Annotated in this window: 10 protein-coding genes and 1 pseudogene; 10 read left to right on the plus strand and 1 reads right to left on the minus strand. The window is 72.3% G+C overall.

All coding sequences use genetic code 11. The annotated features are described in order from the left end of the window. Window positions 1–7: 7 nt before the first annotated feature. Window positions 8–112: pseudogene (locus ACTWQJ_RS37280) on the plus strand (hypothetical protein); the annotation flags it as partial. A 216-nt stretch (window positions 113–328) separates the two neighbouring features. Here ACTWQJ_RS37280 and ACTWQJ_RS37285 read toward each other — a convergent pair. Continuing rightward, window positions 329–1,693, minus strand: a complete 1,365-nt coding sequence (locus tag ACTWQJ_RS37285) for an MFS transporter (RefSeq protein WP_443310877.1) — start codon at window positions 1,691–1,693, stop codon at window positions 329–331. Between the two features lie 420 nt (window positions 1,694–2,113). Between ACTWQJ_RS37285 and ACTWQJ_RS37290 the strand changes: the two genes are divergently transcribed. The 9 genes from ACTWQJ_RS37290 to ACTWQJ_RS37330 all read left to right on the plus strand — a co-directional run. Next, on the plus strand, window positions 2,114–3,598 hold the full coding sequence (locus tag ACTWQJ_RS37290; protein ID WP_443310878.1) for an aldehyde dehydrogenase family protein: 1,485 nt from the start codon (window positions 2,114–2,116) through the stop codon (window positions 3,596–3,598). 51 nt (window positions 3,599–3,649) lie between these two features. Continuing rightward, on the plus strand, window positions 3,650–4,600 hold the full coding sequence (locus ACTWQJ_RS37295) for a VOC family protein (protein WP_443310879.1): 951 nt from the start codon (window positions 3,650–3,652) through the stop codon (window positions 4,598–4,600). Next, the gene (locus ACTWQJ_RS37300) at window positions 4,597–5,394 is read left to right on the plus strand and encodes an aspartate dehydrogenase domain-containing protein (protein ID WP_443310880.1); all 798 of its coding nucleotides are present in this window, start codon (window positions 4,597–4,599) and stop codon (window positions 5,392–5,394) included. The genes ACTWQJ_RS37295 and ACTWQJ_RS37300 overlap by 4 nt, the downstream gene beginning before the upstream one ends. Beyond that, the gene (locus ACTWQJ_RS37305; protein ID WP_443310881.1) at window positions 5,391–6,209 is read left to right on the plus strand and encodes an alpha/beta fold hydrolase; all 819 of its coding nucleotides are present in this window, start codon (window positions 5,391–5,393) and stop codon (window positions 6,207–6,209) included. Before ACTWQJ_RS37300 ends, ACTWQJ_RS37305 begins: the two co-directional genes overlap by 4 nt. Before the next feature lie 12 nt (window positions 6,210–6,221). Further along, a complete protein-coding gene (locus ACTWQJ_RS37310; protein WP_356635127.1) occupies window positions 6,222–6,743 on the plus strand; it encodes a cupin domain-containing protein in 522 nt (173 codons plus the stop codon). After that, entirely contained in the window at window positions 6,736–7,476 is a 741-nt protein-coding gene (locus ACTWQJ_RS37315; protein WP_443310882.1) for an SDR family oxidoreductase, read from the plus strand. The genes ACTWQJ_RS37310 and ACTWQJ_RS37315 overlap by 8 nt, the downstream gene beginning before the upstream one ends. 19 nt (window positions 7,477–7,495) lie before the next feature. After that, the gene (locus ACTWQJ_RS37320; protein WP_443310883.1) at window positions 7,496–8,284 is read left to right on the plus strand and encodes an SDR family oxidoreductase; all 789 of its coding nucleotides are present in this window, start codon (window positions 7,496–7,498) and stop codon (window positions 8,282–8,284) included. Window positions 8,285–8,293: 9 nt separating this feature from the next. Then, a complete protein-coding gene (locus tag ACTWQJ_RS37325; protein WP_443310884.1) occupies window positions 8,294–9,919 on the plus strand; it encodes a thiamine pyrophosphate-binding protein in 1,626 nt (541 codons plus the stop codon). Between the two features lie 46 nt (window positions 9,920–9,965). Continuing rightward, the coding region (locus ACTWQJ_RS37330) for a ferredoxin reductase (protein WP_443310885.1) at window positions 9,966–10,308 on the plus strand (343 nt) is incomplete at its 3' end.

The following is a 10,308-nucleotide window of genomic DNA, read 5'->3' on the forward strand; positions in this document are numbered from 1 at the left end:
GAGAACCATGGGTGAGGTCGCGGCCGGCACCGCGGTCCGGGCCGGCGGGCTGACCCAGCACGCGGACCGGCTGGAGGCGGCGGGGCTGATCCGGCGGGAGCGGGACGACACCGACCGCCGGATCGTCCGGCTCCGCCTCACTCCCGAGGGACTCGCCCTGACCGGACGGGTGGCCGCCGCGCGCGCGGCCCGGGAGCAGGAGCTGCTGGCCCCCCTGGGCCCGGCGGACCGGCGCCGGCTGGCATCGCTCCTCGGCACCGTGGGCACCGCGCTCGGTGCACGAGCCCCTCGTCGGCCGACGGCACAGGGGCCGGTGTCTGCGGACGTGTCAGGAGTTGAGCTCCTCCAGCGTCCTGCCCTTGGTCTCCACGGCGAACCAGGCGATCGCCGCGCCGACGGCGGCCACGACGGCGAGCTGGGCGAAGACCAGGGAGAGACTGCCGCCCGCCCCGATGATCGCCCCGACCGTGATCGGGCCGACGACGACGCCGAGCCGGTTCCACAGGCCGCCGAACGCGGCGCCCTTGGCCCGGTTGAATGTGGGGTACAGCTCGGGCGAGTAGAGGTACAGGCCCGCGTTGACCGCGTAGAGGAAGAACGTGGTGCAGGAGGCGAAGACGGCCACCTGGCCGCCCGACGTCGCACCGGCCAGGGCGAGCACGCCCAGGGAGAGCACGGTGCCGCCGAGCGCGGCGACCAGCGCCGGCCTGCGGCCGATCCGGTCGATGACCAGCGCGACGATCAGCGTGCCCAGCAGGCCGGTGACGTTGCTGAGCAGGGTGTAGACGAGCGCGGTGCTCAGGTCGAGGCCGAACTGCTTGGTGTACAGCGACGGCAGCCAGGTGGAGATGCCGTGGTTGACGTAGTAGGCGACGAACCACAGGCCCGAGAGGACGGCCGTGCGCCGCAGGTAGCGACCCTGGAAGATGTCGCGCATCCGGCCCCGGGCGGTGTCCTCCACCACGTCGGAGGCGGGCAGCGGCAGCGGCTCGGCACTGGCGCGGGCGACCTGCGCCTCGATCCGGGCGACGGCCGCCTCGGCCTCCTCGGTCCGCCCGCGGGCCAGCAGCCAGCGAGGGGACTCCTCGACGTGGCGGGGCAGCGCGGCGGCGATGAACACCGGCAGGGTGCCGATGACGAACATGGCGCGCCAGCCGAGGTTGGGGACGACCCACACGGCGACCAGGGTGGCCGCGGCCAGACCGGCCGGGAAGATCATCTCGTAGAGCAGGACGAACCGGCCCCGCTTGTCGGAGCGGGCGATCTCGTTGATGTAGGTGGCGGCCACGGGCACCACGCCACCGATACCGAGGCCCTGCACGAACCGGAAGAGGGAGAAGGTCCCGATGCCGTCGGAGAAGGCGACGGCGAGGCTCGCCAGGCCGGTGATCGCGACGCCGAGGGCGACGGTGCGCACCCGGCCGATCCGGTCCCCGAGCCAGCCGGCGGCCAGGGCGCCCAGCAGCATGCCGATGGAGGCGGAGGTCACCGCGAAGGTGGCCTGCCCGGTGGTCAGGTGCCATTCCTTCATCAGGACGGGCAGGGCGGAGGCGGCCAACAGCTGATCGAACGCCTCGAAGAAGGTGACGGCGCCGATCAGGAAGCGCACCTTGACGTGCCAGCGCGAGTGCGGCAGTCGTTCGAGTCTCGCGGCTATGGAGCCAAGGGCTGGTTTGCCGGCCACAGTCGTCATGGAGGGGTCCTTCCGCGAACAGAGAAGTTGCGGAGACAGTAGGGTCCCATATCTAAGCGGTCAATAATTAAGAGCTTAGGAAGCTTCGATTCATCAGCTCGCCAGTCATCCTCAACGCGACAGAGCCCACGCTCAAGGTATCTCCGACAACAATTTCGCCTCGGAGGCCTTGCCAGAAGAAACTTAAGCCCTTAGATTTCTAGCACTTCGGCAGCGCAGTCCGGTGCCCGTCGGCACGGGTCGGCCCTGCGGACCCGCCACGGTCGCGCACCACGCGGGCCCGAAGTCCCGCGCCCAGCGCGCCCGTCGGAGCAGCAGCACCCCGCACGCCCGCCGCGTGCACCTCGTGAGCCCGAGCACCGCGCAGGGCCCGAGCCGTCACCCCACCCGTCCCGTCCGTTCCCGCCCGGAGGTCCTGTCGTGCCGCACTTCCCCACCGACATCCTGATCGCGGGCCAGTGGCGGCGCGGCGCGGGCGAGCCCCTGGACACCGTCGACCCGGCGACCGGCCGGGTGCTGGCCACCCTCCACTCCGCCAGTGCCGAGGAGGTCGCCGAAGCGGCCGAGGCTGCGGCCGCCGCCGCCGCGGACCCCGCCTGGCGCGACCTGCTCCCGCACCTGCGTGCCCGGCTGCTGCACCGGATCGCCGACCTGACCGAGGAGGCGGCCGACGAGCTCTCGGCCCTGCAGACCGCCGACACCGGCAAGACGCTCGCCGAGACCCGGGCGCTCGCGCTGAGTGCCGCCGGCACCTTCCGGTACATGGCGGCCGTCCTGGAAACAGCCGAGGAGTCGCTCACCCCGGCCCGCGGCCCGTACCTCACCATGAGCGTGTACGAACCGATCGGCGTCGTCGGCGCGATCAACCCCTGGAACTCGCCGATCGCCAGCGACGCCCAGAAGATCGCTCCGGCGCTCGCCGCCGGGAACGCGGTCCTCCTCAAGCCCGCCGCCTGGACCCCACTCGTCTCCCTGGCCCTCGGCCGGCTGATCACCCGGGCGCTGGAGGAGTTCCGCCTGCCCACCGCGCTGCTGTCGGTCCTGCCGGGCAGCGGCCGGATCGTCGGCGACGCCGTCGTCCGCCATCCGCTGGTCGCCCGCATCGGCTTCACCGGCGGCACCGGGACCGGACGGTCGATCGCCGAGGCGGCCGCCGGGAAGCTGATCCCCGCGTCCCTGGAGCTCGGCGGCAAGTCGCCGACGATCGTGCGCGCCGACGCGGACGTCGAACAGGCCCTGGCGGGCGTGCTGTTCGGGATCTTCTCGTCCAGCGGCCAGTCCTGTATCGCCGGCTCACGGCTGTTCGTGGCCCGCGAGCTCTACGACTCCTTCGTCGGCGAACTCGTCGAGCGAGTCCGCAAGCTGCGCGTCGGCCCCGGCACCGACCCCGCCACCCAGGTCGGCCCGCTCGTGCACCACCGGCACCGCGACGCTGTCGCCGCCTATGTGGACCTGGCCCGCGCCGAGGGCGCCAGGGTGCTGTGCGGCGGGTCCGCGCCACAGGGCGAGCAGTACCGGGAGGGCGCGTACTACCTGCCGACCGTCCTCGACGGTCTGCCGAACACCTCCCGCACCTGCCAGGAGGAGATCTTCGGCCCTGTGCTGGTGGCACTGCCCTACGACGACGAGGACGACCTGGTCCGCCAGGCCAACGACTCCGTCTACGGGCTCGCCTGCGGCATCTGGACCCGCGATGCACGGTCCGCCTGGCGGCTCGCCCGGCGTATCGACGCGGGCACCGTCTGGATCAACACCTACAAGCAGTTCAGCGCCTCCACGCCGTTCAGCGGATGGAAGGACAGCGGCCTCGGGACGGAGAAGGGCCGCGACGCGATCCGCGCCTACCAGCGCCAGAAGTCCCTGTACTGGGGCACCTCCGACTCCCCGCTCCCCTGGGCCAACTGACCCGGCACGCCTGCCCGCCCGGAGACCACGCCCGCCCGTCTGGAGAGACTCATGCACCAACCACCGCCCGGCCCGATCGCCCGGCTCCGCTCGCTGCGCTACGTCGAGCTGCACACCCCGGCCTTCACCGAGGCCGCCGACTTCTACCAGGAGGTCTGGGGGCTCGAGACCGTCGAGTCCGACACCGGCGCGCGCTGGCTGCGCGGCACGGGCGACGAGCACCACGTCCTGCACCTCACCGAGCGGGACCGGGTCGGTCTCGGCCGCATCGCCTTCGCCGTCACCACGCCCGCCGAGGTCGACGCGGCCGCCCGGCGCCTTGCGGCGCGGGGAATCGTGCCAGTCTTCGGGCCCGGTCCGCTGGAGCAGGCGGGCGGCGGGTACGGCCTGCGGTTCACGGACCCCGAGCAGCGCCTCATCGAGATCAGCGCCCAGGTCGAGGCGGTCGCCCCGCGCGGCCGGGACGGCGCCGTGCCGGTCGGCGTCACGCATGCCGTGCTCAACACCACCGACATCGACGCCGCCGTCGCCTTCTACTGCGACGTCCTCGGCCTGCGCGTGTCCGACTGGTCCGAACACCAGATGGCGTTCCTGCGCTGTAACGCCGACCACCACTGCATCGCCTTCAACCAGGCCGAGTGGACCTCCCTCAACCACGTCGCCTACGAGATGCCGTCGGTCGACCACTTCATGCGGGGCCTCGGCCGGCTGCGCCACCACGGCATCGCTCCGAAGTGGGGCCCCGGGCGCCACGGCCCCGGCAACAACACCTTCTCCTACTTCACGGACCCGTCCGGGCTGGTCTGCGAGTACACCTCCGACGTCGCCCAGATCGTCGAGGACGCCTGGATCGCCCGGGTGTGGCGGCGCGTGCCGGAGCTGTCCGACCTTTGGGGGACGGCCGGGCCGCCGTCGAAGGAGATCCGCTGTCACATGGCCGGAACGCCGGACCCCGGCCCGCTCGCCCCCGTCGACGCCGCAACCCAGGAGGACGCCGCATGAGCACCGTACGCAAAGTGGGCATCGTCGGCTGGGGCGCGATCGGCCGCGTCGTCGGCACGGCCCTCGCCGAAGGACAGGTGGGCGGCGCCGAGCTGGTGTGCGTCGTCGACAACCGTCCGCTCGGCGAGGCGGCGCCCGCCGAGCAGGTCACCTTCGAGGAGGCGCTGGAGCGCTGCGACCTGATCGTGGAGGCCGCGGGCCAGGGCGTCGTACGGGAATGGGGCGAGCGGGTGCTGGCCTCGGGCACCGATCTGCTGATCGCCTCCTCCGGCGCGCTGACCGACGACGAGCTCGCGAAGCGGCTGCTCGCGGCGGGACCCGGCCGGGTCTACTTCACCGGCGGAGCGGTCGGCGGTCTCGACCTGCTCCAGGCCGCACGCTCGCTGGGCCCGCTGGACGAGGTCCGCCTCACCACCGTCAAGCTCCCCTCGACGCTCGAACAGCCGTGGATGGACGAGGAGTTGCTGCACCGGATGCGGACCGCGACCGGACCGGTCGAGGTCATGTCCGGCACGGCGCGGGATGTCCCGGTGAAGTTCCCCAAGTCGACGAACGTGGCCGCCTCGGTCGCGCTGGCCGTCGGCGACCTGGACACTGTGCGGGTCCAGGTCGTCGCCGACCCGGCGGCGCACCGCACCCGGCACGTGGTCGAGGCGTCCGGCCGGCACGGCGCGTACCGCTTCGAGGTCGCCCATCTGCCCGACCCGGGCAACCCGGCGACCAGCCAGATCGTGCCGTACGCGGTGCTGCGCAGCCTCGCCGCGCTCGCCGGGCGGACGGGACAGATCCTGTGAGCGCCCGCACCGGCGCCCACATCGCCGACGCCCGGCTCCCCGACGTGCATGTCGAGGAGGCCGGGGACCGGGGCCCGCTGCTGCTGTGCCTGCACGGCATCGGCTCCTCGTCGGCGGCGTTCGCGCCGCAGCTCGCCGAACTCTCGTCGTACGCGAGGGTCGTGGCCTGGGACGCCCCCGGATACGCCAAGTCCCCCGACCCCGAGACCCCGCTCACCCTCGACGACTTCGCGGACACGGCGGCCGGGCTCATCCGTGAGCGCGGCGCGAGCGCGCATGTGCTCGGCGTCTCCTGGGGCGGCGTGATCGCGCTGCGGCTCGCCGCCCGCCACCCGGACCTCGTCGCCTCGCTGATCGTCGCCGACTCCAGTCCCGGGTCGGGCACGGACGAGGCAAAGGCCAAGGGCATGCGGGCGCGCGCCACGGAACTGGCCGAACTCGGTCCGCGCGCCTTCGCCGAGGCACGCGGACCGCGCCTGGTGTCACCGGGCGCACCCGACGAACTGGTCCGGCGCGTCGTCGACACCATGGCCGCCTCGGTACGGCTGCCGGGCTACGCCTACGCGGCCGAATCCATGGCCGCGGCCGATCTGCGCGCCGAGCTCCCCTCGATCGCCGCACCGGCACTCGTGCTCTGCGGCGACCAGGACACCGTCACCGGCACCGAGGCGAGCCAGGCCATCGCCGGCGCCATCCACAAGACCGCCTACGTGATCGTCAAGGACGCCGGTCACCTGGCCAACCAGGAGCAACCCGGGCACTTCAACGCCTGGGTCCTCTCCCACCTCCGTATCACCGCACGCATCCCCGAGTAGGAGCTGTTCCTCATGCCTCTGACCACCACCGCGTACGACAACGGCAGCGACCTCGCCGCGTACACCGACTCCCTCATCGCCACCAAGGACTCCCGGGTGGCGGACTTCGACACCCTCTCGTTCCAGGAGAAGGCGGGCCCGCAGTTCCGGCGCGGCCAGATCCGTTACGTCGGCTCCGGCGCCACCGGCAACCACGAGGGCGACAGCCGCATCATCCCGTCCGGCGGTTTCACCTTCTCCAACATGCTGCTGCCGCCCGGTGCCGAGGGCCCGGCCCACACCCACCACGACGTCGAAGAGGCCTTCTTCGTCCTGGAGGGCGAGGTCAAGGTCGGTATCCACCGCGGCCCCGACGAGGTCGAGTACCGCACCCTCGGCTACCGCGACATGATCGTCGTCCCGGCCGGCGTGACCCGCTCGCTGAAGAACGAGGGCGACACCGACGCCCTGTTCTGCGTCGTCATCGGCACGCAGAAGCCGCAGGTGCCGTCGTACCCCGAGTACTCGCCGATGCACGGTGTCACCCGTGACTGACCCGCGGGTCGTCGTCGTCACCGGCGCCGGCCGTGGCCTGGGACTGGCCATGGCCCGCCGGGCCGGCGCCGACGGCTTCCGCGTCGTCGTCGCCGAGCTGGATCCGGAGCGCGGCGAACGTGCCGTCGCGGAGCTGTGCCCGGACGGCATCGACGCCCACTTCGTACGCTGCGACGTCGCCGACCCCGCATCGGTGGACGCGCTGGCCGGCGCCGTACGGGAACTGGGCCCGCTGTACGGGCTGGTCAACAACGCGGCGCTGGCCAACGGGGTCGGCGGCAAGGAGTTCTGGGACATCGACGCCGAGGTGTGGGACCGGCTGATGACGGTCAACGCCCGCAGCCCCTGGCTTGTGTCGAAGGCCCTGTACCCGCTCTTCGCCTCTCCGGGACGGATCGTCAACATCGCCTCGGACGCCGCCCTGTACGGCTCCCCACGCCTCGCCCACTACATCGCCTCCAAGGGGGCGGTCATCGCGCTCACCCGGGCGATGGCCCGTGAGCTCGGCGACAAGGGGATCACCGTGAACGCGGTCGCCCCAGGGCTGACCGAGTGCGAGGCGACCGAGACCGTGCCCGCCGAGCGGCACGACCTCTACCGCATGAACCGGGCCATCTCCCGGCCGCAGCAGCCCGACGACCTCACCGGGATCGTCTCCTACCTGCTCGGCGAGGAGTCCCGCTATCTGACCGGCCAGGTGATCGCCGTCAACGGCGGCTTCACCATGAACTGATCTGCAGGAGTACCTAGTTATGGATCTGGGCCTCGCCGACCGCACCATCGTGGTCACCGGCGGCAGCTCGGGCGTCGGCCTGGCCACGGTCCGCGCCCTGCTCGACGAGGGCGCCCGCGTCGCCACGTGCGGCCGCGACGCCGACCGGCTCGCCAAGGTGACCGCCCGGCTCGGTGCCGGACGCGACCGGCTGCTGACCGGCGTGTGCGACGTACGGGAAGCGGGCGCGGTGGACGGCTTCGTACGCCGCACCGCCGAGGAGTTCGGCGGTGTCGACGGACTCGTCAACAACGCGGGACAGTCCCGGATGAAGGGGCTGGACGACTCGACCGCCGAGGACTGGCGCGACGAGCTGGAGCTCAAGTTCGCCGGGGTGCTCAACCCGCTGCACGCCGCCCGCCCGTATCTCGCGGCGTCCGACGCGGCGAGCATCGTCAACGTCAATGCGGTCCTCGCCAAGCAGCCCGAGACCCGCCTGATCACCACCAGCGCCGCCCGCGCCGGAATCCTCAACCTCTCCAAGTCCCTGTCCGTCGAACTGGCCGGCGACGGCATCCGGGTCAACTCCGTTTGCCTGGGTCTCATCGACACCGGCCAGTGGACCCGCCGTCACGCCGCCGCGGCCACGGGCACGAGCTACGAGGACTGGCAGGCGGAGCTCGCGGCCGACCGGGGTGTCGCGCTGGGGCGCCTCGGCCGCGCCGAGGAGGTCGCGTACGCCATCGTCACCCTGCTCTCGCCCCGCGCCTCGTACATCACCGGCACCAGCATCGACGTCTGCGGCGGAGTCGGCCGCTCCATCCTCTGAGGAGACACCATGCGTTACGACAACGGAGGCGATCTCCTCGTCGCCGTCCTGCGAGAGCTCGGCATCGACACCGTCTTCGGCATCGTGAGTGTGCACAACCTGCCGCTCGTCGAGGCCGTCGACCGTGAACTGCGTTTCGTCCCCGTGCGGCACGAGGCGTCCGCCGTGAATGCCGCCGACGCGTACGGGCGGGCCCGCGGGGGCCTCGGCTGCGCGCTGACCTCGACCGGCACGGGTGCGGGCAACGCGGCCGGATCCCTGATCGAGTCGCTGAGCGCGGGCAGTTCCGTACTGCACATCACCGGACAGATCGAGAGCGAATTCCTGGGCAGCGGACGGGGGTTCATCCACGAGACGAAGGACCAGCTCGGCATGCTCACCACCGTCTCGGCGTATGCGGCGAGTGTGCCGGACGCCGAACGGGCGGGCCGGATCCTGCGCGAGGCGGCGCACGCAGCGCTCGCCGCGCCGGGTGGCCCGGCGAGCGTGGAATGGCCGATCGACCTCCAGTACGCGGAGCAGACCGACACGCCCGCGGAGCTTCCCGCGCAGGTCCGCCCTGCCCCGACCGACGGTGAACTGGCCGCCGCCAGGGCTCTCCTGTCCTCAGCCCGCCGCCCGCTGATCTGGGCGGGCGGCGGCGCCGCCACCGCACGCGGCGAACTCGCCCGGCTGCTGGAGGCGACCGGAGCAGGACTGCTCACCTCCAACTCCGGGCGCGGCGCGGTGCCCGAGGACCACGAGCAGGTCATCGGCAACTTCGCCACCACGCCTGCCGTGCGCGCCCTGCTCGCCGACGCGGACGTGCTGCTCACGATCGGCACCCACTTCCGCTCCAACGAGACCGCCGACTACACGCTCGCGATCCCCGCGGCGCACATCCAGATCGACGTCGACGCGGCCGCGCTCGGCCGGGTGTACCCGCTCGCGCACGCCCTGCACGGCGACGCGGCGGCCGCCCTGGCCGGCCTGCTGCCGCACGCCCGGCCCGCCGAGGCCGGCTGGAGCGAACGCGTCGCCGCCGTGCGCACCGAGGTGCGGTCCACGCTGCACGACAGCATCGGCCCGCAGGCCGCGATCTGCGACGCGATACGCGCCGCCCTGCCGCGTGAGGCGGTCGTCGCCCGCGACGTCACCATCCCCTCCAGCAGTTGGGGCAACCGCCTGCTGGAGATGTACGACCCGCGGGACAACGTGTTCCCGCGCGGCGGCGGCATCGGGCAGGGTCTCGGCATGGGCATCGGCGCGGCGCTCGCCCGGCCCGGTGCGCCGACCGTCGTGATCGCCGGTGACGGCGGGCTCGCCGTCCACCTCGGTGAACTGCTCACCCTCGCCCAGGAGCGGCCCCGGCTCACGCTGATCGTCTTCAACGACGGCGGGTACGGCGTGCTGCGCAACATGCAGGACCGCTACAGCGAGCGGCGTTCCGGCGTCGACCTCGCCACGCCCGACTTCGAGCTGCTGGCACGCGCTTGCGGGCTGCCGTACCTGCGGATCGCCGCCGAGGAGCACGCGGCGCCGGTCATCGGAGAGGCCGTGGCCTCGGACGGGCCGACGCTCGTCGAGGTCGATCTGACGGCTCTGGGCCCTATGAAGAACCCGTTCACCCCGCCCGTGAGGATCCCGGGCCAGTAGCCCGGCCCCTGTAACTGCCCTATTGCCGGTAAGGAGGCACCAGGCCATGAGTGAGAACCCGCTGCAGCTGATCGTCCGCCGTATGACGTGGGAGGCCGAGGGCGTCCTGTCCGTCGAGCTCGCCCACTCCGAGGGCAAGCCCCTGCCCGCCTGGACACCCGGCGCGCATCTCGATGTCCACGTCGGCGGCCAGGTCCGCCAGTACAGCCTGTGCGGCGACCCGCACGACACGGACACGTACCGCATCGGAGTGCTCAACGAGCCCTCCTCGCGAGGTGGTTCGCGTTACGTGCACACCCAGCTGCGCCCCGGTCAGTCCGTCACGGTCTCCGAGCCGCGCAACCACTTCGCGCTGGAGGACGCCGACGCGTACGTGTTCGTCGCCGGCG

The sequence above is a fragment of the Streptomyces sp. KR55 genome, assembly GCF_052245645.1.
GTDB lineage: Bacteria > Actinomycetota > Actinomycetes > Streptomycetales > Streptomycetaceae > Streptomyces > Streptomyces flavusporus.